The sequence below is a fragment of the Microbacterium terrae genome (genome assembly GCF_017831975.1).
GTDB classification, from domain to species: Bacteria; Actinomycetota; Actinomycetes; order Actinomycetales; family Microbacteriaceae; genus Microbacterium; species Microbacterium terrae.
On sequence record NZ_JAFDSS010000001.1, the window covers coordinates 348,947 to 372,679 of the forward strand.

The window sequence follows — 23,733 nt, forward strand, 5'->3', positions numbered from 1 at the left end:
GCCCCGGCCCGGTCTCAGACTGCGCTGCGGGCGGCTTCGACCGTGTAGCGCCTCACCAGGTCGGCCTTGACGAGCTTGCCGGTGGGGGTTCGCGGCATGTCCTGAGTGAACAGCACCTGCCGCGGGACCTTGAACCGGGCGAGGGTGCCGCGCAGGAACTCGGTGATCTCGTCGGCGAGCGCCGACCCCGGCTCGGCACCGGCGGCCGGCTGGATGACCGCGGTGACGCATTCGCCCCACTCGTCATCAGGCAGGCCGATCACCGCGGCATCGAGCACCGCCGGGTGCAGTGCGAGGGCGTTCTCGATCTCCTGCGGGTAGATGTTGACCCCGCCCGAGATGATCGTGAAGGCCTTCCGATCGGTCAGGAACAGGTAGCCCTGTTCGTCTACTCGCCCCACGTCGCCGGTCGTCGTCCAGAGCGGGTGGGCCGGATGCTGCGCGGCGGCCGTCTTGGCGGGGTCGTGGTGGTACTCGAACGGCAGGTGGTCGCGCTCGAAGAAGACGACCCCGGTCTCGCCGGCGGCGAGTTCGCGTCCGTCGTCATCGCACACGTGGATAACGCCGACGATGGCCTGGCCGACCGAACCGGCGTGCTCGCGCCAAACCTGCGGCGAGATCGCCGTGATGCCGTTCATCTCGGTCGACGAGTAGTACTCGTAGACCACGTCGCCCCACCAGTCGAGCATCCGGTTCTTCACCTCGACGGGGCATGCCGCCGCCGCGTGGATCGCGGTGCGGATGCTCGACGTGTCGTAGCGAGAGCGGACGTCGTCGGGAAGCTTGAGCATGCGGATGAACATGGTGGGCACGAACTGCCCGGCGGTGATGCGGTAGGTCTCGATGTCGCGCAGGGTCTGTTCTGCGTCGAATCGGGTGCGGATCACGGCGGTGCCGCCGAGCGCGGTCGCTGCTCCCACCCACCTCAGCGGTGCGGCGTGGTAGGCAGGCGCCGGGGAGTAGTACACCGTGTCGGCGGCGAAGCCGTACAGCGACGACGCCATCCCGGCGACGGTCTCGCCGGGCTCATCGACCGTTCTGGTGGGAAGCGGGGGCCGGATGCCCTTCGGTCGCCCGGTGGTACCCGATGAATAGAGCATCGTCGCCCCGCTGGGCTGGCTGTCGAGAGGTGATGCGTCGGCGCCGAGCGCGAGTGCGTCCTCGTAGGACTCCAAGTCGGAGGGAATGTCCGTCCCCCAGGCGAGCAAATGCTCGACACCGGGCGTCACCTCTCGCGCTGCACGCGCGAGGTCTGCTTTCGTGGAGGACGAGATGAGGATCTTGGCGCCGCTGTCACCCAAGATGAAGGCGATCTCCCCGGCGGTGAGGTGATGGTTGATGCCTGTGACGTACAGCCCCGAGCGCTGTGCCGCCCAGAACACCTCGAAGATCTCGATGGTGTTCTCGGAGAGGAACGCCACGGTGTCGCCCGCGGTCAATCCCGCATCGCGCAGGTACCGCGCCAGCGCATCCGAGCGATCGTCCAGGTCGCCGAAGAGCAGTTCGCGACCGCTGTCGGCGTGGATGATCGCCACCTTCTCGCGAGGATGTGCACCCGGGTAGGTCAAGGCGTCGGTCCTTTCGTGATCTGCATCGATCGTCGTGTCGCGATCTGCATCGATCGACTGCGAAAGTGAGCTTAGCGCTCGCTAACTCCCAGAAAGCCTGCCCTCGGGTGAGGAAGTTGTCAACCTGCGCCCCGATTTGACCGATCGCCGTTCTAGCGAACGTACGCTAAATGCCGTAAACTGCCACTCGTGAGCATCTCCCTCGCGAGTTCCCCGACGTCGGAACGCGTATCGCTCGATCAGCACGGGGCCGTGCTGATCATCCGCATGCTGCGTCATGACAAGCGCAACGCGATCGACGCGCAGATGACCGCAGCGCTCAGCGCCGCGTTCGATCGCCTCGATGACGATCCCACGCTGCGCTGCGGCATCCTGACCGGAGGTGAGACGGTCTTCTGCGCCGGGACCGACCTGTCGCAGGGCGCCGGTGAGCCCACGCAGCGCGGCGGCGCCTATGGACTGATCCATCGTCAAAGGGCCAAACCGTTGATCGCCGCCGTGGAAGGGCCGGCGCTGGGTGGAGGATTCGAACTCGTGCTCGCATGCGACCTCGTCGTCGCCGGTCAATCGGCGGCATTCGGGCTTCCGGAGGTCGGCCACGGCGTCATCCCGACTTGCGGAGGTCTGTTCCGAGGAAGTGCGTCGCTTCCGCTCGCTCTCATGAAGCGCATGGCGCTCACCGGGCTTCCGGTGCCCGCGGCCGCCCTGGAGCGCCACGGACTCATCGCCGAAGTCGTCGCCGACGGCACCGCGCTCGCAGCGGCACTCGCGCTCGCTCTCGAGATCTGCGCGAACTCGCCCCTCGCCGTCGCGGCGGTGCTCCGAGCGATGAACGACGTTGCGGGCGCCGACGACGAGGCCGGATGGGCGGCCACCGATGCTGCGCTTCAGTCCATCCTCGGATCACCGGATCATAGAGAAGGGATCACCGCGTTCCTCGAGAAGCGGCGCCCTCGATGGGACCGCCGTCCGGGATTGCCCGCACACGCCCCAGAAGGAAGGGAGACGCGATGACGGCGACTCTGCTGCAGAAGGTCATCAGCCCGACGATCGGCGACTACGACGCGATCGCCATCACTTCGGGGCCCCTCCCCGCCATCGGCAGCACCGATGTGCTCATCGAGGTGGCGGCAGCCGGAGTCAGCTTCGTCGACAGCCTCGTCGTGCGCGGTGGGTACCAGGTCAAGCCGGAACTGCCCTTCACCCCCGGAAACTGTCTCGTCGGTCGGGTGGTCGCCCGCGGTGAGGACGTCGACATCGACCTGGTCGGCGCGAGTGTCGCCGCAGTGCTCGACGGTGTCGGCGGTGCGTACAGCACCCACGTCGCCCTCCCCGCCGATTCGGTGGCCATCGTCCCGGACGCAGTCGACCCGGCGCGGGCGGCCGCGGCGATCGAGAGCTACCTGACCGTTCTGTTCGCGACCATACATCGCGCGCCGATCTCTGCCGGGGACGAGGTCGTCGTGCTCGGTGCCGGCGGCGGCATCGGCACGGCCGCGATCGACGTGGCGCGAGCCGCCGGCGCGCACGTGATCGCCGTCGCGTCCTCGGACGAGAAGCGCGCCGCAGCCCTCGCGAACGGTGCCGATGTCGCGATCTCGTACACCGAACTGAAGGCCGAGATCCGTCGCGCCAGCGGGGGAGGTGCCGACATCGTCTTCGATCCCGTGGGTGGCGCCGCCTCCGAGGAGTCGCTGCGAGCCCTCGCGCCCGGTGGGCGTCTGCTGATCGTCGGCTTCGCGGGCGGCGAGATCCCACGGCTCCCCACCAACCAGATGCTGTTGAGCAACCGCAGCGTGATCGGCGTCGACTGGGGCGACTGGTCGCGTCGGTCCGGCGGACAGGCCCGCAACGCCGCGTTGCTCACACGGCTGTTCACGATGATCGCCGACGGCGAGCTGAACCCACCCGCCCCGACCCGTGCTCCGCTCGAGGATGCCGGCCGCATCCTGAAGCTGATCGCGGACCGTGCGGCGGTCGGCAAGTACGTCCTGGTGCCGTCCGCACGCGCCCCGAAGGAACCGTCATGACCTCCCCCCGTCCCGCCACCGCTCCCGACCGCGCCGAAGCGGTAGGGCAGTTCGATCGCCTTCTCGCCGAGCGGTGGAGTTGCCGAGCCTTCCTCCCCGACGCCGTGCCGGCTGCGACCATCGACAGGATGCTGGAGCTCGCGCAGCGTACGCCGTCGTGGTGCAACACCCAGCCGTGGCACCTGTATCTGCTCTCGGGCGATGCCACCCGGAGGTTGTCTGATCGCCTCGTCACCGCAGCCCAGACCGTTCGCACGGTATCGGACTTTCCGCCGCCCGCGGAGTATCGCGGCGTCTTCCAGGAGCGTCGCCGAGAGGCCGGGTACGCCCTGTACGAGAGTGTCGGCATCGACCGAGCCGATCGCCGGGGGCGGGCCGAGCAGATGCTGCGGAACTTCCAGTTCTTCGGCGCCCCGCACGTCGTGATCATCACGAGCGATCGCGATCAGGGCGTCTACGGCGCGGTGGACTGCGGCGGCTACGTCGCCAACCTCGTGAACGCGGCGACCGCCCTCGGCGTCGCCACCATTGCGCAGGCGGCCATCGCCATGCACTCCGACATCGTGCGGCAAGAACTGGCGATCCCTGACGACCGCCAGATCGTGTGCGCGGTGTCGTTCGGGTACGCCGATCTCGAGCATCCGATCAACGGATTCCGTACCTCGCGCGCCGCACTCGACGCAGCCGTCACCCGCGTCGTCGGGTGACGGCGGGTCGGGTGCGCGTCTGCTGCTGGGCACGTGGCACTGCAGATCATGAGCCGACGAGGTGCACCTCGAAGGGTGGAGGCACGTCCACGCTGATCACCGGAACCTCGGGGAGCAGTGCGGACAGCCAGGTCGCGAGCGGCCCGCTCGCGGGGTTCTCCAGTGCTCGGTGCGAGGTCACGACGAGGTTCCGTGGGATGCCCAGGGTCTGCGCATCCCGGAAGTATTCGTAGGCATCCCACTCGCGGATCTCGCCGGTGAGCACCACATCGTTCACGCGAATCGCGTCCAGGCATCCCGCCAGTGAATGATCTCCGAAGCCGACCGTCGAGACCGGTGCGTCCGGGTCTCCCACTGTGCGGACGGCTTCTTCGCCGACGCTGTCGGCGACGTGGGAGGCGAGGTCTCTCACGGTCATCGTGCCCACGTCGATCTGTGACGCGAACGAGGTGCCCACCGTCCGATCGCGCCACGCGAGATCGTCGATGAGGGCCTCCATCACAGGATCGGCGTCGAACATCGAGTGGTGATGATCGTGGAAGCGCATGACGGTCATGCCGCGAGCACGCAGCCACGCCGTCTTGCTCTCGTACAGCGCCGATTCCGCGCCCGTGGGTATCTCGTCGAGGTGGTGCCAGAATGTCGGCTCGTGCGACATGACGAGATTGCACCCGTGCGATGCCGCCGACTCCAGCGCAGGCATCGTCGCCATCCAGGTCGTGGCGATCCCGGTGACCAGACTGTCAGAGTCGCCCCAGACGATGCGATCGACGGTGGGTGACACCCACGGATATCCGCGTCGGCGAGCGTCCGCTTCGATGCGCGCAACCACCTCGCCCGCTGTCAGCGTGAGCTGCGTGTCGGCGTCCATGAGGCGTCCTCCAATGCGTAAGTGGTGACGGTGTCGATCCCGAGCGTCGCGCGCACGCGGTCGGCGACGAGCGGGTTCACCGTCTGCTCGCTGATCGCGTTGCCGACGGTGGCGAGGCCGACCCGGCGTCCCAGGGCGTTCGTGTCCTGCAAGAACGGTCCGCCCTCCCATTCGACGACTTCGCCGCAGACGATCAGGTCGACGAGCGACACCTCGAGGATCCGCGCGATGTCGGTCGGAGAGGCTACGCCCGGGTGCAACGCGATCGTTCCGACCGCGTCGGGCGGGTTCCCCATGAGGAGCGCGCGGCTGGCGCCCCAGCGCGGCAGGAGGAGGTCGAGGATGCCGCTGGCCCCGACACCCGGTACGTCGGCGATCGCGATGCCGTGCTCCACGAGGGGTTCCAGGCCTGCGGCCCCGGCGAACGCACAGCCCGCTGCGTCGGGACCGACGTCCCAGAGATGAGGAGCCCAGACGATTGCGCTGCTCGCGTCGCGCAGGAGCGCGCGCTTGCGTACGAGCACCTCGTCGCCGATGGAGCGGAACGCCCAGGTCGCGGCGGCCGCGGGGCCCAGCATGGCGCCTGGCGTCCGCCAGTGGGTGGGGGAGGCGAAGAATGGGTGCGCTCGGCACACGAACAGCGTCCCGGGCGCGGCCTCACCCAGCATTGCGGCGGTCGTGGCCCACGTCACCACGGCGCGACTGACGGGAACGTCGTCTGCGCCCCACACCGATGACGCAGCGACGTCCAGTGCGGAAAGGGGCAGGCCCCGAATGCCGCGCGAGGCGGCGTTCGGGGCCTGCATGTCGGTCGAGCTCACGAGGCCGGCGAGAACCCGAAGATCGACGGGTAGGCGCCGCTCACCCACGTGCTGGCGTCGTAGTCGGTCTCGGCGTCGGTGGTGTAGTTCCCGTTGACGCGGTAGAACGGCGCGAACCAAGCTTCCTCGACGAGGTAGGCCTTGAGGTCGGTCATGGAGGCGTCGGCCTCATCGGTCGCGTTCTGGATCTCGTAGAGCCAATCGTCGACCTGGTCCTGCTGCGTGCGGAACGGGTTGAATACGGCAGCCGGAGACACCATGTAGCCGATGGCGTCCCAGTCGCCGATGCCCGCCATGTTCATCCAGGCTGCCGGATGCTTCGGGGTGAGGATCGAGGCGATGTACTGGCCCTGGCCGGGGTCGACGTACTCGACAGTGATCCCCACATCGGCGAGCTGCTGCTTGAGCAGATCGAGTGACGTCTGGAACGCGGCGATGAGGGGCATCGTCATGGTGAACCCGTCGGGGTATCCCGCCTCCGTGAGGAGCTCCTTCGCTCCCTCGGGGTCGTAGGCGTACATCTTGTCGAGCTCCGGGTCGTAGGTGCTCGTGTTCGGCATGAAGATCTGCGTCGTGACCGTGCCGTGGCCGCCCTGGACCGCTTCAAGCAGCGACTCGCGATCGAATGCCATGTTGATGGCCTGGCGTACGCGCACGTCGGCGAGCGCGGGCGCCATCGCCCCATCACGGTCGTACAGCATGAGACCTTCCCAGGCACCTTCACTCTCGGTGAAGTCCCACCCGGCACCCTCGATCTCTTCGAGAGCGTTGTTGTCGGCGACGGCCCCGTTGGTCTCGCCGGCGAGGATGGCGTTGAGGGTCGCCGTCGGGTCGGCGATCGTGTTGATCGTCAGGTGGTCATACCTGATCGACTCGGGGTCCCAGTAGTCAGGATTGGCCGTGTAGTTGTACGTCGTGCCGATGACTGTCGACTCGGTGTCGAGGATGAAGGGCCCTGACCCGACCGGGTTGGTGTCGACATCGTCGTTGTCGAACGAACTGGGTGCGGCGATCAGACCGCTCGTCACTGCGAGCGAGCCGAGGTAGGACGGATTCGGGGCGGGGAGCGTGATCTTGACTGTGTAGTCGTCGACGGCCTCATAGGTCTGCCCGACCGCTGCTCCCGCGGCCTGCGAGCTGCCGTCGCGGGTGTGCTCCAGCGAGGCGACCACTGCTGCGGCATCGAGAGCAGTGCCGTCGCTGAAGGTCACATCCTCGCGCAGGGTCAGCGTCAACTCCGTGAGCGTGTCGTCATACGACCAGTCGGTGGCCAGCCGGGGCGAGATCTCGCCTGCGGAGTCCGCCCGCAGCAGAGTGTCGAAGACGGCTTCGAAGAACTGACTGCGGGTGCCGGCCTCGGCACCCACACCCAGGTCGTAGTTCGTCGGGGAAGAGATCGAGATCAGCGTGAGTCGGTCCCCGCGGGCCGCCTCATCATCGGTCGGTTCGGGGTTTCCTCCTGCTGAGCACGAGGCGAGCACGAGGGCTGTGGCTGCCGCTGTGACGGCGATCAGGCTTCTGCGGAACATCTTTGTCCTCCGGAAGGGGTATCAACGCCGACGACCATAGCACCGCTAGTGAGTGATCGTTAAGTAGTTTCCGCCACGGCTGCGAGGCGGCTTCGGGAGCGATGAGGTCTCCAGAAAATGAATTAGCGCTCGATCAGTTTGTCGAACTACACTGGGCACGATTTCGGGCATGGATGTCCCGGACCGGACGAGGAGGACGCGATGGCGCCTATCGCAACCGGCCGCGTCGTCGGTGGACGTGAGGAGTCACGATGACGAGCGCTCAGCGCCCTGATCGCCGTCACTTCCCGTTCGCCGGCCGCCTGCGGATCCCCGCCATCGTCGCCCCGATGCTGGGCGTGTCGACGCCTGAACTCGTCGAGGCCGCCTGCCGCCACGGGGTTGTCGGAGCCTTCCCGACAGCGAACGCGCGATCGACGGAACAGCTGGATGCCTGGCTTCGCAGGTGGAGCGACAAGCGCCGGGCGGCGCTCGATTCGGGGAGCAGGGACTGGGCCCCCTGGTGCCCGAACCTCATCATCCGGCAGCCGAGGTTGGCCGAGGATCTCGAGGTGCTCACCCGGCGCGAGGTCGAGATGGTCATCACGAGCGTCGGGTCGCCGGCGGCCGTGATCCCGCAGCTGCATGACGCGGGAGTCCAGGTGTGGGCCGACGTGGCGTCGCTGCGGCACGCCGAGCGCGCGATCGCCGCCGGCGTCGACGGACTCGTGCTTCTCTCCGCCGGGGCGGGCGGTCAGACCGGGTGGATGAATCCGTTCGCGTTCGTGCGCGAGATCCGCCGCCACTACGACGGCACCGTCGTGCTGGCGGGCGGCGTGTCCGACGGGATCGCCCTCCGCGCTGCGACAACGCTCGGGGCCGACCTCGCCTACGTGGGGACGCGGTTCATCGCGACTTCCGAGAGCGGCGCGGACCCGCGCTACAAAGCGATGCTCGTCGACAGCACCATGGACGACATCGTGCTGACGCGCGCTTTCACCGGACTGCCGAGCAGCATGCTTCGCGCGTCGATCGAAGCCGCAGGCCTGCACCCCGACCGGCTCGACGAGGCAGTGGATGTAGAGACCGCGTCCGCGCTCTACGGGTCGGGCGGCGAGGGGCCGCGGAGGTGGTCCGAGATCTGGAGTGCCGGACACTCGGTGTCGGGTGTACGCGGCATCCAGTCGGTCGAGCAGGTCGTCGACGAGTTCGCTGCCGCGTACGAGAGTGCGTAGCGCGAGCGCCGAACACGCAGAGGAACAAAGGGGTTCACAGACATGAAGCACCAAGCGACCACCGTCGGAGAGACGGCACTCGCTGCGTTGCGGCGCCATCCCGATCGCACCGCCTTCTCCTGGAGCGACGGCACAGGGCTTTCGAACACCGCGACCTACGCCCAGTGCCTCGATGCGATCGGACGCACGCAGGCGGTGTTCGCATCCGCAGGACTCGTTCGGGGAGACGGGATCGCGGTGCTCGCAGGCAACACCGTCGACACCTGGCTCAGCGCGATGGCGGCGTGGTGCAGCGGCTTGCGTCTCACATACCTGCATCCGCGCGGATCGCTGGCGGACCACCTCCATCAGCTCGGCGATGCGCGAGCGCGCGCGCTCGTCGTCGACGTCGCGGCATTTGCGGACCGCGCCGCGGAGATACGTGCAGCCACGGCGGTGGAGCACATGCTGGCTCTCGGCAACGCGGACCTCGACGGCCCGACCATCGACCTCAGAGCTGCCCGTAAGAGCGCCGGTGCTCACAGCGCGGCGGATCTCGGCCGGGTCGATGACGTGCTGTGGCTCAACTACACAGGCGGAACGACGGGACGGCCCAAGGGCGTCGCCTACCGTCATGCGAGCGTGCTCAACCAGACGCGGTCGATCCTCGCCGACTTCGAACTACCGGCGACCCCGCGCTACCTCGCGGTCGCGCCGATCACCCACGTCGCGGGGACCAAGATCCTCCCCGTCCTCCATCGCGGGGGAACGGTTCATCTGATGGATCGCTTCACGCCCGGTGGCGTCCTGAGTGCGATCGAACGCGAGCGGATCAACATGACGCTGCTGGTTCCGACGATGGTCTACGACCTCCTCGACAGCCCGGAACTGGAAGGCGCGGATCTGAGTTCGCTGGAGCTCGCGCTATATGGTGCGGCGCCGATGGCACCCCGCCGACTCGCAGAGGCTCACGAGCGGATCGGCCGCGTGTTCGCCCAACTCTACGGGCAGAGCGAGTGCTACCCGATCAGCTACCTGGCGCGAGCCGAGCACGTGGGGGAGGATCCGGACGTGCTCGCCTCGTGCGGCTTTCCCGTCCACGCCGCTCAGGTGCGGCTGCTCGACGAGTCCGGCGCTGACGTACCGGCCGATGAGCCGGGCGAGATCTGCGTCCGGTCCGCCTCGGTGATGTCGGAGTACTGGGAGCAGCCGGAGCAGACCGAGGCGGCCTTGGCAGGCGGATGGCTCCACACCGGCGACATCGGACGCGTCGACGACCGGGGGTTGATCCGGATCGTCGATCGGAAGAAGGACCTCGTCGTGACGGGCGGCTTCAACGTGTTCCCGCGGGAGGTTGAAGACGTGTTGGCGAGTCATCCCGATGTCGGCGCAGTGGCGGTCTACGGACTGCCCGATGAGCACTGGGGCGAGGCCGTCACCGCGACGGTCGTGCTGCGCGCGGGCGCCACCGCCACTGCGGACGACCTTCGCAGCTGGGTGCGAGGGCGCAAGGGCGGCCTCCACACGCCCAAGCAGGTGTTCGTGGTCGATGGACTGCCGATGACAGCTGTCGGAAAGATCGACAAGAAATCTCTGCGCGACGGGCCCGTCGATCGCGGTGCGTCGCGCGCCCGTCACCAGTTCTGACAAGGAGCACCACCATGCCATTCATCCACACCACCGTCGAACAGGGTGAGCTGCGCGGGATCAGCACCGCCGGCGTCGTGAGCTTCCTCGGGGTTCCCTACGGCGCGTCGACAGGCGGCGCGAATCGATTCCGTGCGCCCCAGCCCACTCCGCACTGGGAGGGCGTCCGGGATGCGCGCGAGTTCGGCCCTTCCGCCCCGCAACATGATCTGCGGGTCGCGCCCGCCGGGGCACTCGGCGACGTGCTCTCGATGCTCATGCCGCGAGGGGGGTCTCCGGTCGAGGCCGCGCCGACCGACGAGGACTGCCTGCGGGTCAACATCTGGGCACCCGAGGGGTGTGAGGGTGCGCAGCTGCCCGTGCTCGTCTGGTTGCACGGTGGCGGGTTCGCTGCAGGTTCGGGCAATGAGATGTCGTTCAACGGCGATGTGCTCGCGAAGGCAGGGGAGCTCGTCGTCGTCAGCGTGACGCATCGACTGGGGCTGCTCGGGTTCCTGGACCTTCGCGAGCTGGGTGAGCCCGAGTCGGCCAACGCGGGGATGCTCGACATCGTGGCTGCGCTCGAGTGGATCCGGCGCAACATCCACGCGTTCGGCGGAGACCCACGCCGCGTGACGATCTGCGGGCAGTCCGGCGGCAGCGGCAAGGTGGCGACGCTCAACGCGATGCCCAGCGCCAGGGCGCTCTTCGCCAGATCGATCATGATGAGCGGCCCATTCGGCCGCCCGCTGCCTGCCGAGGACGCCGCCGCGATGCGCGCCCAGGTTCTCGATGCGGTCGGGAACCCGTCGGTCGCCGATCTGCGGGAGGCGCCGCTCCCGAGACTTCTCGAGGTGCAGGCGGCGCTGCGCTCCGCCTCGTTCCTCCCGAAGCGCAACGAAAAGGGCCTCGCGATGACCCCGGGGTTCGGGCCGAGCATCGACGCCGTCCAGCTTCCTGAAGACGCCTTCGGGCAGGAGCCGACCGACGGAGTGCGGGGCAAGGAGCTGCTCATCGGCTGGACGACGCACGAGGCGACCTTCCTTCTCGCGGCGGAGGCGGACTTCTCGACGACGATGACTGCGCAGGATGCCGCGCAGCGCGTCGATGCGCTGAAGGATCTTGACGGCGTGGGGTACGCGGAGCTCGTCGAGCGTCACCCCGGGGAGGCACCGCATCTGCTGCTCGGCCGTCGCCTGAGCTGGCTCGCCTTCGAGGGGCCGTCGCGAGTGATCGCAGATCAGGCGAGCGAGAAGGCTGCAGGCGTATGGGCCTACGAGTTCCGCCAGCCCACTGAGGTCCTCGACGGGTTGCTGGGGGCGACGCATTCGCTCGAGCTCGCCTACGTCTTCGGCACGGTCGATCGGATTCCGCTGACGGGCCGCAGCCTCGATCGCATGGCGGTGTCGCGCGAGATGATGACCGCGTGGGCGCGCTTCGCTCATGGCGGCGACCCGGGCTGGGAACGCTGGGGCGAGGCTCGACACGTCCACGGGTTCGGCGCGAGCGACGCTGCGCTCCCGGGCTGGGTCGACCTGCGAGCGCCCCTCGCGCTCGGCGCTGCCGAGTAATCGTTCAGTTGCATTCACACGAAATGGAGGAGCACATGCTCGCATCCCCCGCGACTCTCGGCTCGTTGCCGCAGAAGGGGCACTACACGCCGCGCGCGTCAGCGCGCGTCGGGGTCGACGACTTCGACTACGTCGAGGAGGAGTGGCGCGTCACCGGCGTGACGGATGACGGCGACTATGAGACGGTCGCGCTGGTGCGGTTGCCGCGTGACAGGTCGAAGTTCTCGGGCACCGTGTTCGTCGAGCCGCTGCACATGCTCGGGTTCGCGCCGGTTTGGATCTACAGCGCGCCGTATTTCATGCGCGAGGGGCACGGGCACGTGACCGTCGCGAGCCAGCCCGAGACGCTGGACACGCACCTGCGCCCGCATGACGGCGAGAGATATGCGAGCCTCCACATCCCCGCACCCGACGTACCGCCGCTTCACGAGGCGGGGCTTCCGCCGGATGCGGAGGCGCTCGCGCTGGTGTGGGCGTCGATCGCGCGCCGCAATACGTGGTGCAGCACGGTGCTCGCGCAGGCGGGAGCAGCCATCCGTGCGAACGAGGGGCCCTTCGAGGGGGTCCGCCACGTGATCCTGGCAGGGCACTCCGAGACCGGTTTCGTGGTGACGACCTACATTCGCGAGGCACACGACACTCACCGGGCGCCGGACGGCTCTGCAGTGTACGACGGCTACTTCCCGTCGGGGTACCCCTCCTCGCCCTTCCGCGGGATCGACGTTCCGCTGGTTCAGACCATCAGCGACGCGGATGTCTCGCATCCCGTCATCACCTTCACGACGGGATACGACGATCGCGCGTACCGTCGCGACGACAGCGACGACGCGGGAGACCTCTTCCGGCTGTATGAGCTCGCGGGAGCTCCGCATTCCGGCACGCGCTACCTCCCGTACAACTCGAATGCGCTGTGGGGGGCAGCCACCAAGGGTGCGGTGACCGATACGACGCTCATGAGCACGTTCCCGCACAACGAGCTGTTCAACGCGACGCTCGAACACCTCGTCCGTTGGGTCGTCGACGGCGTCGCGCCGCCGCGTGCTCCCCGACTGGAGCTCGCCGAGGACGGCCGCGTCGCCCTCGATAGGCACGGCAACACCCGGGGAGGGGTGCGGTGCGCCCAGATGGACGTCCCGACCCGTCGCTACTTCGCGAGAGCGCCTCTGCCGAGTGAGGACTACTTCTCGGTCGGTATCGAGGTTCCGTTCGCCGCGGACGAGCTGCTGGCACTGTACGGCGACGAGTCCGGCTATCGCGATGCGTTCCTCGCTCGGATCGATCAGCAACAGGTCGACGGATGGCTGCTCGCGGACGACGTCGATCAAATGCTCACAGACCTGCACGTAGAGATGGGACGTCGATGATGAATGAAGCCGATGTGACGCCGTGGGCCGGTCAGGAAGTGATCGACTGCCACTTCCACGAGCGGGCCACGGACGAAGGGCTGATCGCCCACTTGGACGGTGCGGGGGTCTCCGGTGCGCTGGTGCTCGCGTTCGGTGACTTCACCGCACGCCATGCGAGCCTCGCGCAGACGCACCCCGGGCGCATTCTCGGCTGGGCGCGCGGCGCTAAAATCGTGCCCAGCGATGTGGATCCCGAAGGGGATGGCACGTCTGCGGCATTCGACATGACCAGCGAGACCACGCCCGATGCCGTCACGCAGCTGCGTCAGCTGAAGCTCGGCGGCTGGAAGGGGTTCGCCGAGACCGGTGGCCCACTGGAGGTCGACTCACCCGAGCTGCAGCGGGCCTACGCGCTCGCGGGCGAGCTCGACGTGCCCGTGATGATGCACTTCCAGGCGACAGCGGCGCCGGGTCAGCCGGCGTATGGGATCCGCGGTTTCAGCCGGATCGAAGACATGCTGAAGAAGTACCCGCGCACGCGGTTCGTCGCTCACGCTCCGGACTTCTGGGGCGGCATCGATGCGCGCTACCGTGACGGCGGAATGTATCTGTTGGATGCCGTCGTACCGGGCGGGCTCTCGGATCGATTGCTCGCCGACTACGACAACCTGTACGGAGACCTCGGCGCCCCCTCCGCGCTGCTCCAGCTGCGGCGCGACCTCGACTTCACCACGGCGTTCCTCGAGCGTCACCGCTCGAAGCTGATGTTCGGCAGCGACTGCGGGTGTGCGGACGGTCAGGGAACCCCGCCTGATGCGCCGGCGTGGCCCGTGGCAACCGGCGCCGCGCCGGCGGATGCCGGCGCCGGCCGCCCGGCCGCAGCCGGCTCGGCCGCAGGGGACGCGGATCGACCGGCCCCCGAGCCGAAGTTCGACGCCCAGATGGCGGCGGCGATGCAGACCGCGATGATGGCGCTCGGCGGTCTCGCCGGCAAGTGCATCGCTCGGGAGCTTCTCGACGTTGTGTGGCGTACCACCTCGCCAGAGACGTTCCACGACCTCGTGTCGGCCAACGCCCGCCGCGTCTACGCCCTCGACAGCTGACGTGTCATGGCCGCTGACCGCTCGATTGAGGCGGTCAGCGGCCGATGACCGCCTCGACGATCGAGGGGACCTGCTCGACGAGCTGGGCCAGAGGCGTGCGGAAAGCGAGCGCGCTCACGCTGACCGCCCCCGGCAGCAGAAGCCGGGAGTCCGTGGGCATCGCCACCGCGACGCAGTTCACCCCGGCTTCGTTCTCCTGGTCGTCGACGGCGAAGCCGCGCTCGCGCGCTTCCTCGAGTGCGCCCCAGAGTGCAGCGATGTCGGTGATCGTGTGCTCGGTACGGCGGGGCAGTGGCCCCGGCCCGAGCAGTTCCACCAGGTCGGCGCGGTTCGCGACGACGTTGCTGAGCAGAAGCTTGCCCACTGCCGTGCAGTATGCGGGGTTGCGGCCGCCGATCACCGAGGTGAGTCGAACTGCACCGCTGGGCGGGTCCGCCTTCGCCCGGTACACCACATCGGTGCCCTCGAGGATGGCGTAGTGGGTGGTCTCCCCGAACTGCTCGGCGAGGCGATCGAGAACCGGGCCGACGATTGCGGAGTCCGGACGCTCGGCGATGGTGTGCAGTGCCAGTCGAAGGAACTCGTCGCCCAGGATGTACCGTCCGCGGCTGACTTGCGTGGCGAATCCGGCCCGCCGCAACGAGCCCAGTGCGCGATGGATCGTCGGCTTCGGGCTGTCGAGGCTCGACGCGATCGCATCGAGCGTCAGTCCCTGCGGGTGCTCGCCGAGTTCGCGCAGTACGGCCAGCACCCGGTCCGAGCCGACGAGTCGGGTCGGGCTGTCGGAGGAGGAGTTGTTCACCGGTCTGTCCTTCCTGTACCGCGCATCGGCTGGCCGTCGCGCCCGGACACCGCTTCAGTAGGTGGCGCGTCCGCCGCTGATGTCGTACACCGCGCCCGTGGAGAACGACACCTTGTCGGAGGCGAGCCAGGCGACCAGCTCGGCGACTTCGGATGCTTCGCCCACCCGCTTCATAGGGATGAGGCTCGTGATGTGTGCGAGCACATCGGGTGCGGTCGAGTCGTTCATGGGTGTGGCGATCACGGCGGGCGCGATCGCATTCACGATAACGCCCGTGGTGGCCAACTCCTTGCCGGCCGACTTTGTCAGCGCGATGACAGCGGCCTTGGTGGCCGAGTAGATGCTGAGATTCGGATTGCCGTCCTTGCCGGCCATGCTGGCGAAATTCACGATGCGTCCCCAGCCGCGCTCGACCATCCCGGGGATGAAGGCACGCATCATGCCGACCGTGCCGACGACGTTGACCTCGAACGTGCGGCGCCACTGGTCGGAGTCGGTCTCGACGAGCGACACGTTGGGGCCGACGATGCCGGCGGAGTTGATGACGATGTCGACCGGACCGATTCGATCGGCGAGAGCGGCGATCGCGGACTCATCGGTGATGTCGAGCACCTCGTCTGCGGTATCGGAGAGATCGACGGTGATGACCTCGATGCCTTCGGAACGCAGGCGAGCGGCGGTCGCCGCTCCCAGGCCGCTGGCTCCGCCTGTCACGATCGCGCGACGCATGTAGTCCTCCTGTGCTCGGGGTCCGGTGCGACCCGCTGGTGGTTCGAGTGCGGAGAAGACTGCGCTTCAGGCATCCTCCGTCTGCGCTAGGCTAACCGGTATTCCAATGATGTGAGTACTTTTCCGAAAGTTGGAAATTATGACTGAGTTGCGCAGCTCCGAGTGGTACGCGGGCGACGACCGCAATGCCTACATCCATCGGGCATGGATGCGCCGCGGCGTGCCGTCGAGCGCGTTCGAGGGGCGCCCGCAGATCGCGATCGCGAACACCGCGTCCGACCTCACCCCGTGCAACTCGCACCTCGACGAGGTTGCGGCCGCAGTGAAGAACGGGGTCTACGAGGCCGGCGGCATCCCGCTCGAGCTTCCCGTCGTCTCGCTGGGGGAGACGCAGGTGCGTCCGACGGCGATGCTGTGGCGCAACATGGCCGCGATGGCGACCGAGGAGATGCTTCGCGCCAACCCGATCGACGGCGTCGTGCTGCTGGGTGGCTGCGACAAGACGATCCCGTCGCTGCTGATGGCCGCGGCATCCGTCGACCTTCCCGCAGTCGTGGTTCCGGGCGGTCCGATGCTGACCGGTCACTTCCGGGGCGAGGCGCTCGGCTGCGGTACGGATGTGTGGCGGCTGTCCGAGGAGGTGCGTGCGGGCACGCTCAGCGAAGAGCAGTTCCTGAAGAGCGAGTCGTCGATGATCCGCTCCAAGGGTCACTGCAACACGATGGGTACCGCCTCGACGATGGCGCTCGTGGCTGAGGCCCTCGGCACGATCGTCCCCGGACTCGCCGGCACGCCTGCGCCCGACGCCCGCCTGCTCGAGGCCGCGCACGAGACCGGACGTCTCGCGGTGCAGCTCGTCGCCGACGACCGCCGCCCGTCGTCATTCCTCACGAAGGCGAACTTCCACAACGCGATTGTCGCGCTCGCCGCGATCGGGGGATCGACCAACGCCGTCGTGCACCTGCTCGCGATCGCGGGGCGCCTGGGGATCGACCTCTCGATCGACGACTTCGACCGCATCGGCGCGCAGGTGCCGCTGCTGGTGAACCTGCAGCCCGCCGGACGCTACCTCATGGACGACCTGTACCGGGCGGGCGGGTTCCTCGCGGTGATGCGCGAGGTGCGCGACCTCCTCGACCCGGAGGCGCTGACAGTCACCGGCAAGCCGTTCGTCGACTATCTGGAGGACGCGAAGATCTGGGACGCCGACGTCATCACCCTGCGCGGCAACCCGCTGCAGCCGGCCGCGGGCATCACGGTGCTGCGGGGGTCGCTCGCGCCCGGTGGGGCGATCATCAAGCCCGCGGCCGCGTCGCCGCACCTGCTGAAGCACCGCGGCCAGGCGGTCGTGTTCGACTCGATCGAGGACTTCCATGCCCGCATCGACGACCCCGACCTCGACATCGACGCCGACAGCGTGATGGTGCTGCGCGGCTGCGGTCCGAAGGGCTACCCGGGCATGCCGGAGGTGTCGAACATGCCGCTGCCGCAGAAGCTGCTCGCCCAGGGTGTGCGCGACATGGTGCGCATCTGCGACGGCCGAATGTCGGGCACCGCGTACGGCACCGTCGTTCTGCACGTCACCCCTGAATCGGCCGCGGGCGGCCCTCTGTCGATCGTGCAGACGGGCGACTGGATCGAACTCGATGTCCGCGCTGGGCGCCTCGACCTCGACGTGGCCGCCGACGAGCTGGCGGCGCGTAGGCCGAACCAGGCGACGCTCGAAGGGTACGCCGCACCGCGCCGCGGGTGGGAGCGCCTCTACGTCGACCACGTGCTGCAGGCCGACCAGGGCGCCGACCTCGACTTCCTCGTCGGGGCATCGGGTTCTCAGGTGTCACGTGAGTCGCACTGATCATCGAGATGTCGGCATCGCCGGCACCACCACGCTCGCCCCTGTCGACCCGGAGCTGGTCGCGGCGATCGAGGCCGTCGGCGCTGCAGTGGGCGTCCGGGCGACGGACCGGCTCGCAGGTGCTCACGACGCGTCGCACTACCTGCTGGCACCGCAGGTGGTCGTGACGCCCGTCGACGTCGATGAGGTCGCGCGGGTGATGGCGGCGGCGCGCGCGGGCGGCGCGCCCGTGACCTTCCGCTCCGGGGGCACGAGCCTCTCCGGACAGGCCGGCACCGACAGCGTGCTGATCGACACCCGCCATCACTTCCGTCGCATCGACGTCCTCGACGGGGGCGAGCGGGTGCGGGTGCAGCCGGGCGCCACCGTACGCGCCGTGAACACGAGGCTGGCACGTCACGGCCGCAAGCTCGGGCCCGATCCCGCGAGCGAGATCGCCTGCACGATCGGCGGGGTGATCGCCAACAACTCGTCGGGCATGTCGTGCGGCACCCATGCCAACGCGTACCGCACGCTCGAGTCGGCGGTGCTGGCGCTCGCCTCGGGCACGGTCATCGACACGGGCGCGCCCGATGCCGCCGATCGGCTGCGGCAGGAGGAGCCCGAGATCCACGCGGGGCTCGCCGCGCTGCGCGACCGCATCCGGAGCAATCCCGACTCGGTCGAGACGCTGCAGACGCTCCACGCGATCAAGAACACGATGGGCTACGGCCTCAACTCGTTCCTCGACCACACCGAGCCGCTCGACATCCTCGCCCACCTCGTCGTGGGATCGGAGGGCACCCTCGCGTTCGTGGCCGAGGCGACGTTCCGCACGGTCCGGGTGAAGCCGAGCCTTGCGACCGGGCTGCTGATCTTCGCGGATCTGGCCGACGCGACTTCTGCGCTTCCGGCGCTGGTCGCGGCCGGCTTCGCGACGATCGAACTGCTGGATGCGGCATCCCTGCGCGTCGCGCAGCACGATCCCGAGGCGACCGCCGATCTGACCGGCCTCGTCGTCGTCGACCACGCCGCCCTGCTGGTGGAGTTCCAGGAGGAATCGGCCGACGCTCTCGAGGTGCGCCAGGATGCAAGCGTCGCGGTGCTCGACGCGCTGCCGCTGGTGCAGCCCGCGGCTCTCACGACGGACGCCACGACCCGGGCTCAGCTCTGGCACATCCGCAAGGGCCTGTTCACCGCCGTGGCCGGCGCCCGCCCATCCGGGACGACCGCTCTGCTCGAAGACATCGCCGTGCCGGTGGAGCGTCTCGGCGAGACCTGCGAGCAGCTGATCGCGCTGTTCGACGAGCACGGGTACGAGGGGAGTGTGATCTTCGGTCACGCGAAGGACGGCAACATTCACTTCCTCGTGAATGAGCGCTTCGACGATCCGGCCCTGCTCGCACGCTACGAGTCGTTCACCGAAGACATGGTCGCCCTGGTGCTGCGCCAGGGAGGAACGCTCAAGGCCGAGCACGGCACGGGGCGCATCATGGCCCCGTTCGTGCACCGCCAGTACGGTGACGAACTCTACGAGGTGATGTGGGAGGTCAAGCACCTCATCGATCCCGGCATGACGCTCAACCCGGGGGTGCTTCTGACGGAGGACCCCCGTGCCCACACCCGGAATCTCAAGACGGCGCCGACGGTCGAGTCGGAGGTGGACCGCTGTGTGGAGTGCGGCTACTGCGAACCGGTGTGCCCATCTCGGGACGTCACACTCACGCCGCGGGAGCGGATCGTGCTCCGTCGCGAGATGCAGCGCGCCCGCGACGACGGAGACGAAGAACTGGCCCGCACCCTCGAGAAGGAGTACGGGTACGACGGTGTGCAGACCTGCGCGGTCGACGGCATGTGTCAGACAGCGTGCCCGGTGCTCATCAACACCGGTGACCTCGTGCGCCGCCTGCGCAACGAGAACCAGAACGCCGTCGCGCAGGCGGGCTGGAACCTCGCGGCGAAGCACTGGGATGCCGTCAGCGCGGGCGGCGGCGTGGCGCTGAGCGTCGCGGACGCGGTGCCCACAGTCCTTCCGGCGCTGGCGACGAGAGTCGGCCGGGGCCTCCTGGGAGAGGACACCGTGCCCCTCTACACCGACGATCTTCCCGGCGGCGGCAAGCGTCGTCGTGTGATCGACGCCGAGGAGCCCGTTGCCGTCTTCTTCTCGTCGTGCACGAACACGATGTTCGCCCCGGTCGGCGGCGACGGTGTGGCGGAGTCGTTCCTGCGGCTGTGCGAACGCGCCGGCGTGCAGGTGACGACCCCCGTCGATCTGCCGTCGCTGTGCTGCGGCACGCCGTGGAAGTCGAAGGGTCTCAGCGACGGGTACGCCACGATGACGGCGAAGGTCGCCGCGTCGCTCGCCCGCGCGACTGCCGGCGGACGCCTCCCCGTCGTGTGCGATGCGTCGTCGTGCACCGAGGGGCTGCAGGTGCTGCTCGCAGCGGCCGGTCAGGCAGACGTCCGGGTCGTCGATGCCGTGGCGTTCGTGGATGAGCACGTCCTCCCGAACCTGCCCGAAGGTCGCAAGGTCGCATCCGCCACCGTTCACCCCACGTGCTCGTCCACCCATCTGGGGCTGAACGCCGCCCTCGCCCGAGTGGCCGGAGCTGCCGCCGAGACCGTGGTCGTCCCGGACGAATGGGGGTGCTGCGGCTTCGCCGGAGACCGCGGGATGCTGCACCCCGAACTCACCCGGGCCGCGACGCGATCCGAGGCCGCCGCGGTCGCCGCTGCCGCGTCGGACGTCCGAGCATCACTCAACCGCACCTGCGAGCTCGGCATGAGCCGCGCCACAGGACAGCCGTACCGGCACATCCTGCAGGTGCTCGACGACACGCAGGCGGCAGCGAGGGGGACCGGGTGAACAATCGACGCGAGATCGCGGTCGAGGACTCGGATGACGAGCGCTCACTCGCGGTCCTCCTGGGCATCGCCTCCGCGAAGCTCGACATCGTGGAGCGGCTCGTTCGCGGACCCGCGACGATCTCTGAGCTGGCGGTCGCCTGCGGGTACACGCGTCACGGGGTCGAGCCCCACCTCGTCGCGCTCGAGAACATCGGGCTCGTTTCATCGGAGATCGTCCGAGTGCCGGGAGTGTGTCGTCCGACCCGTCGCTACGTGATCGACGCGACGAGGCTGGAGGAGATCCGTTGGGCGCTTCACGATGTGCTCGACTTCACCGATCAACATTCGCAAAGGCAGACAGCGTGAACGCACCAGACTCAGCTCGCTCCCTCGGAACACCGCGAGTCGCCACCGGGATCGCCCACTTCCTCGCGGAGGGGCCGGTCTGGGACCCGATCCGCGGCCGCATCCTGTGGGTCGACATCATGGCGGGCGCCGTGTACGCCGGTCGGTTCGCACACGGCGGTGCGATCGATGTCGAGGAGAAGGTGGACTTCCCCGACACGGCCGGAGCGGTCGCGGTGTCTGCCGAGGGGGAGTGGCTGGTCGCCGGCGCCCACCGCCTGTACACGCGCGACGTCGATGGCGCGATCATCGCTGGTCCCGCGCTGATCGACGGGGAGGACCGGCGGTTCAACGACGGAAAGCCGGATCCCGCCGGCCGCTTCGTCGTCGGCACCAAGGGGCCCGGCGATGAGCTCCTGCTGCAGGTCGGGGCCGACGGCGCCGTGGCCGTGCTCGACGACGACCTCACCCTCGCGAACGGCCTGGCCTGGACGGCGGACGGGCGCGTGCTGTACTCGGTCGACACCCTGAGCCGCCGCATCCATGTGCGTGACTACGATCCGGCGACCGGCGCGGTGGGGGAGCGGCGCGTGTTCCTCGAGATCACCCAGGGCTACCCCGACGGCATGACGCTCGACAGCGATGGCCACCTGTGGGTGGCGCTGTGGGGCGAGGGATGCGTCGTCCGCGTCTCGCCGGCAGGCGACATCGTCGGCCGTGTCGACGTGCCCGCTCCGCACACGTCGTGCCCGGTGTTCGCGGGCCCCGACCTAGACACGCTCGTCATCACCACCGCGACCGAAGGCATGACCGCGGAAGACCTGGCCGCGCATCCGCTGTCCGGCCGGCTGTTCACGGTCCGCACCGGGCACCGCGGCATCCACCCGAACCTGTGGGTCGGAACTCCCCGGCCCACCCCCACCCCATCTCTGGAGGAATCAGCATGAAGCTCCTGCGCATCGGCGCCCCCGGCGCCGAGAAGCCCGCCGCCCTCGTAGGCGACGCTCACTACGTCGACCTGTCCGACGTCGTCACCGACTTCGACGAGGCTTTCTTCGGCGGGGGTGGACTCGACCGCATCGCCCCGATCGTCGCCGAGCGCGCGGCATCCGACGCGCTGCCGATCGGCGACCAGCGTCTCGGCTCACCCATCGCGCGCCCGCACCAGATCATCTGCGTCGGCCTCAACTACTCGGACCACGCCGCCGAGACCGGGCAGGCCGTGCCGAGCGAGCCGATCCTGTTCACCAAGTCTCCCAATACCCTCGTCGGCCCGAACGACGACGTGCGCATCCCCCGCGGAGCCACCAAGCCCGATTGGGAGGTCGAGCTCGGCATCGTGATCGGAAAGCGCACCAGCTATCTGGACTCGGTCGAAGACGCCCGCGATCACATCGCCGGGTGGGTTCTCGTCAACGACGTCTCCGAGCGGGCCTTCCAGATGGAGCGCGGCGGCCAGTGGCTCAAGGGAAAGTCGGCTGAGACGTTCAACCCGGCCGGTCCGTGGCTGGTGACCCAGGACGAGGTCCCGAACGTCACCGACCTCGGCATGTGGCTCGACGTCAACGACGTGCGCCGCCAGACCGGGTCGACCTCGACGATGATCTTCGACCCGTACTTCATCGTCCACTACATCAGTCAGTTCATGGTTCTCGAGCCCGGCGACCTCATCAATACGGGGACCCCTCCCGGTGTCGGCATGGGCTTCTCGCCGCAGATCTGGCTCCAGGCCGGCGATGTCATGACGCTCGGCATCGACGAACTCGGTGCGCAGCGCCAGACGGTTCTCGCGCCCCGATGAAAGCCCTTGTCATCACCGGCCCGCACCAGGCCGAGGTGCAAGACGTCGAGGCGCCTGTCGCAGCCCCCGGCGAGGTCGTCGTCGACGTCAAGCGCGCGGGGATCTGCGGCACCGACATGGAGCTGTTCACCGGCGAGATGGCGTACTACGAAACACGCCACACCTCGTTCCCGGTGCGCATCGGGCACGAATGGATGGGAGTCGTCTCGCAGATCGGCGACGGGGTGGATGCCGCCTGGCTCGGCGCGCGCGTCACCGGCGACACCATGCTCGGCTGCGGCGAATGCCGCCGGTGTCTGCAGGGACTGCAGCACGTGTGCGAGTTCCGCGGTGAGCTCGGCATCCGCGACGGACGCCCCGGCGCCCTCGCCGAACAGGTCGCCGTTCCGGTGACGTCGCTGCATCGCCTGCCCGACACCGTCGACGACGCGACGGGCGCGATGGTCGAGCCGGGCGGCAACGCCTTTCGCTCGGTCGAGGCCGCGGGTCTGAAGCCGGGGGATCGGTGCCTCGTTCTCGGTCCGGGAACGATCGGCCTGCTGTGCGGTCTATTCGCGAAGGCCGCCGGCGCCGAGGTGCATCTCCTCGGTCGGAGCGAACGATCCCTCGCCTTCGCGCGCACGATCGGCTTCGAGCACGTGTGGACGGAGGAGACGCTCCCCGACCTGCCGTGGGACGCCGTGATCGAAGCGTCCAATGCTCAGCACCTCCCGGCGAAGGCCGTCGACCTCGTAGAGCCCGGCAAGCGCGTCGTCTACGTCGGCCTCGCAGGTACGCCGAGCCTCGTCGACACGCGTGACCTCGCGCTCAAGGACGTCAGCGCCGTCGGCATCCTCAGCGCATCGCCGGGCCTCGCCGGCACCATCACGTCATACGCGTCGGGCGCCGTCGACCCGCGGCCGCTCATCGCCGACACGCTGACGCTCGCCGACCTTCCCGCGATCCTCGCGGGTGAGCGCCCGGCAGGGTCGGGCGCCGGCCCCAAGTTCCACGTCTCGATCGGAGAATGA

General features: G+C 68.6%; 20 protein-coding genes. 14 read left to right on the forward strand and 6 right to left on the reverse strand.

All coding sequences use genetic code 11. The features are described 5' to 3' along the window. Positions 1 to 14 precede the first annotated feature (14 nt). Complete coding sequence (locus tag JOD63_RS01565) at positions 15 to 1,568, reverse strand: acyl-CoA synthetase (protein WP_045277160.1); 1,554 nt, start codon at positions 1,566 to 1,568, stop codon at positions 15 to 17. A 189-nt stretch (positions 1,569 to 1,757) separates the two neighbouring features. Here JOD63_RS01565 and JOD63_RS01570 point away from each other — a divergent pair, with 189 nt between their 5' ends. Genes JOD63_RS01570 through JOD63_RS01580 form a run of 3 tightly spaced genes read left to right on the forward strand, consistent with a single transcriptional unit; the run spans position 1,758 to position 4,305 of the window. After that, the gene (locus tag JOD63_RS01570) at positions 1,758 to 2,582 is read left to right on the forward strand and encodes an enoyl-CoA hydratase-related protein (RefSeq protein WP_245618066.1); all 825 of its coding nucleotides are present in this window, start codon (positions 1,758 to 1,760) and stop codon (positions 2,580 to 2,582) included. Continuing rightward, the gene (locus JOD63_RS01575; protein WP_052682630.1) at positions 2,579 to 3,598 is read left to right on the forward strand and encodes an NADPH:quinone oxidoreductase family protein; all 1,020 of its coding nucleotides are present in this window, start codon (positions 2,579 to 2,581) and stop codon (positions 3,596 to 3,598) included. Before JOD63_RS01570 ends, JOD63_RS01575 begins: the two co-directional genes overlap by 4 nt. Beyond that, positions 3,595 to 4,305 (forward strand): nitroreductase, encoded by a 711-nt coding sequence (locus JOD63_RS01580; protein ID WP_045277161.1) that lies wholly within the window; start codon positions 3,595 to 3,597, stop codon positions 4,303 to 4,305. Before JOD63_RS01575 ends, JOD63_RS01580 begins: the two co-directional genes overlap by 4 nt. A 46-nt stretch (positions 4,306 to 4,351) precedes the next feature. Here the strand turns inward: JOD63_RS01580 and JOD63_RS01585 are convergent, their stop codons facing one another. The 3 genes from JOD63_RS01585 to JOD63_RS01595 form a co-directional block, all read right to left on the reverse strand. Further along, a complete protein-coding gene (locus JOD63_RS01585; protein ID WP_045277162.1) occupies positions 4,352 to 5,176 on the reverse strand; it encodes a Nif3-like dinuclear metal center hexameric protein in 825 nt (274 codons plus the stop codon). Then, positions 5,149 to 5,754, reverse strand: a complete 606-nt coding sequence (locus JOD63_RS01590; protein WP_169748425.1) for a hypothetical protein — start codon at positions 5,752 to 5,754, stop codon at positions 5,149 to 5,151. The genes JOD63_RS01585 and JOD63_RS01590 overlap by 28 nt, the downstream gene beginning before the upstream one ends. Positions 5,755 to 5,993: 239 nt before the next feature. Next, positions 5,994 to 7,526 carry an ABC transporter substrate-binding protein gene (locus JOD63_RS01595; protein WP_045277164.1) on the reverse strand — a complete coding sequence of 511 codons (1,533 nt, stop codon included), beginning with the start codon at positions 7,524 to 7,526 and terminating at the stop codon, positions 5,994 to 5,996. Between the two features lie 251 nt (positions 7,527 to 7,777). On the opposite strand from JOD63_RS01595, the gene JOD63_RS01600 reads away from it, so the two are divergent. Genes JOD63_RS01600 through JOD63_RS01620 form a run of 5 tightly spaced genes read left to right on the forward strand, consistent with a single transcriptional unit; the run spans position 7,778 to position 14,365 of the window. Then, positions 7,778 to 8,740, forward strand: coding sequence for an NAD(P)H-dependent flavin oxidoreductase (locus tag JOD63_RS01600; RefSeq protein WP_045277165.1), 963 nt, complete (start codon positions 7,778 to 7,780; stop codon positions 8,738 to 8,740). Between the two features lie 42 nt (positions 8,741 to 8,782). Next, positions 8,783 to 10,366 (forward strand): AMP-binding protein, encoded by a 1,584-nt coding sequence (locus tag JOD63_RS01605; RefSeq protein ID WP_045277166.1) that lies wholly within the window; start codon positions 8,783 to 8,785, stop codon positions 10,364 to 10,366. 14 nt (positions 10,367 to 10,380) lie between these two features. Further along, positions 10,381 to 11,916 (forward strand): carboxylesterase/lipase family protein, encoded by a 1,536-nt coding sequence (locus tag JOD63_RS01610; protein WP_045277167.1) that lies wholly within the window; start codon positions 10,381 to 10,383, stop codon positions 11,914 to 11,916. A 35-nt stretch (positions 11,917 to 11,951) separates the two neighbouring features. After that, on the forward strand, positions 11,952 to 13,280 hold the full coding sequence (locus JOD63_RS01615; protein WP_045277168.1) for an alpha/beta hydrolase domain-containing protein: 1,329 nt from the start codon (positions 11,952 to 11,954) through the stop codon (positions 13,278 to 13,280). Further along, entirely contained in the window at positions 13,277 to 14,365 is a 1,089-nt protein-coding gene (locus JOD63_RS01620) for an amidohydrolase family protein (protein WP_157004066.1), read from the forward strand. The genes JOD63_RS01615 and JOD63_RS01620 overlap by 4 nt, the downstream gene beginning before the upstream one ends. 34 nt (positions 14,366 to 14,399) lie before the next feature. On the opposite strand, the gene JOD63_RS01625 is transcribed toward JOD63_RS01620, so the two are convergent. Next, positions 14,400 to 15,167, reverse strand: coding sequence for an IclR family transcriptional regulator (locus tag JOD63_RS01625; protein ID WP_045277169.1), 768 nt, complete (start codon positions 15,165 to 15,167; stop codon positions 14,400 to 14,402). Positions 15,168 to 15,221: 54 nt separating this feature from the next. Beyond that, positions 15,222 to 15,896 carry an SDR family NAD(P)-dependent oxidoreductase gene (locus JOD63_RS01630; RefSeq protein ID WP_045277170.1) on the reverse strand — a complete coding sequence of 225 codons (675 nt, stop codon included), beginning with the start codon at positions 15,894 to 15,896 and terminating at the stop codon, positions 15,222 to 15,224. A gap of 139 nt (positions 15,897 to 16,035) precedes the next feature. Between JOD63_RS01630 and JOD63_RS01635 the strand changes: the two genes are divergently transcribed. Genes JOD63_RS01635 through JOD63_RS01660 form a run of 6 tightly spaced genes read left to right on the forward strand, consistent with a single transcriptional unit; the run spans position 16,036 to position 23,733 of the window. After that, on the forward strand, positions 16,036 to 17,751 hold the full coding sequence (locus tag JOD63_RS01635; RefSeq protein WP_045277171.1) for an IlvD/Edd family dehydratase: 1,716 nt from the start codon (positions 16,036 to 16,038) through the stop codon (positions 17,749 to 17,751). Continuing rightward, entirely contained in the window at positions 17,738 to 20,596 is a 2,859-nt protein-coding gene (locus tag JOD63_RS01640) for an FAD-binding and (Fe-S)-binding domain-containing protein (protein ID WP_271180701.1), read from the forward strand. Before JOD63_RS01635 ends, JOD63_RS01640 begins: the two co-directional genes overlap by 14 nt. Beyond that, on the forward strand, positions 20,593 to 20,943 hold the full coding sequence (locus JOD63_RS01645; RefSeq protein WP_045277172.1) for a helix-turn-helix domain-containing protein: 351 nt from the start codon (positions 20,593 to 20,595) through the stop codon (positions 20,941 to 20,943). The genes JOD63_RS01640 and JOD63_RS01645 overlap by 4 nt, the downstream gene beginning before the upstream one ends. Beyond that, positions 20,940 to 21,869 (forward strand): SMP-30/gluconolactonase/LRE family protein, encoded by a 930-nt coding sequence (locus JOD63_RS01650; protein WP_245618067.1) that lies wholly within the window; start codon positions 20,940 to 20,942, stop codon positions 21,867 to 21,869. The genes JOD63_RS01645 and JOD63_RS01650 overlap by 4 nt, the downstream gene beginning before the upstream one ends. After that, positions 21,866 to 22,723, forward strand: coding sequence for a fumarylacetoacetate hydrolase family protein (locus JOD63_RS01655; RefSeq protein ID WP_045277173.1), 858 nt, complete (start codon positions 21,866 to 21,868; stop codon positions 22,721 to 22,723). The genes JOD63_RS01650 and JOD63_RS01655 overlap by 4 nt, the downstream gene beginning before the upstream one ends. After that, on the forward strand, positions 22,720 to 23,733 hold the full coding sequence (locus JOD63_RS01660; RefSeq protein WP_045277174.1) for a zinc-dependent alcohol dehydrogenase: 1,014 nt from the start codon (positions 22,720 to 22,722) through the stop codon (positions 23,731 to 23,733). The genes JOD63_RS01655 and JOD63_RS01660 overlap by 4 nt, the downstream gene beginning before the upstream one ends.

Excerpts from the sequence above, each read along its gene's own strand:
- JOD63_RS01575 (WP_052682630.1), top strand. The coding sequence starts at position 2,579 with ATGACGGCGACTCTGCTGCAGAAGGTCATCAGCCCGACGATCGGCGAC.
- JOD63_RS01580 (WP_045277161.1), top strand. The coding sequence starts at position 3,595 with ATGACCTCCCCCCGTCCCGCCACCGCTCCCGACCGCGCCGAAGCGGTA.
- JOD63_RS01585 (WP_045277162.1), bottom strand. The coding sequence starts at position 5,176 with ATGGACGCCGACACGCAGCTCACGCTGACAGCGGGCGAGGTGGTTGCG.
- JOD63_RS01590 (WP_169748425.1), bottom strand. The coding sequence starts at position 5,754 with ATGCTGGGCCCCGCGGCCGCCGCGACCTGGGCGTTCCGCTCCATCGGC.
- JOD63_RS01595 (WP_045277164.1), bottom strand. The coding sequence starts at position 7,526 with ATGTTCCGCAGAAGCCTGATCGCCGTCACAGCGGCAGCCACAGCCCTC.
- JOD63_RS01600 (WP_045277165.1), top strand. The coding sequence starts at position 7,778 with ATGACGAGCGCTCAGCGCCCTGATCGCCGTCACTTCCCGTTCGCCGGC.
- JOD63_RS01605 (WP_045277166.1), top strand. The coding sequence starts at position 8,783 with ATGAAGCACCAAGCGACCACCGTCGGAGAGACGGCACTCGCTGCGTTG.
- JOD63_RS01610 (WP_045277167.1), top strand. The coding sequence starts at position 10,381 with ATGCCATTCATCCACACCACCGTCGAACAGGGTGAGCTGCGCGGGATC.
- JOD63_RS01615 (WP_045277168.1), top strand. The coding sequence starts at position 11,952 with ATGCTCGCATCCCCCGCGACTCTCGGCTCGTTGCCGCAGAAGGGGCAC.
- JOD63_RS01620 (WP_157004066.1), top strand. The coding sequence starts at position 13,277 with ATGATGAATGAAGCCGATGTGACGCCGTGGGCCGGTCAGGAAGTGATC.
- JOD63_RS01630 (WP_045277170.1), bottom strand. The coding sequence starts at position 15,896 with ATGCGTCGCGCGATCGTGACAGGCGGAGCCAGCGGCCTGGGAGCGGCG.
- JOD63_RS01635 (WP_045277171.1), top strand. The coding sequence starts at position 16,036 with ATGACTGAGTTGCGCAGCTCCGAGTGGTACGCGGGCGACGACCGCAAT.
- JOD63_RS01655 (WP_045277173.1), top strand. The coding sequence starts at position 21,866 with ATGAAGCTCCTGCGCATCGGCGCCCCCGGCGCCGAGAAGCCCGCCGCC.
- JOD63_RS01660 (WP_045277174.1), top strand. The coding sequence starts at position 22,720 with ATGAAAGCCCTTGTCATCACCGGCCCGCACCAGGCCGAGGTGCAAGAC.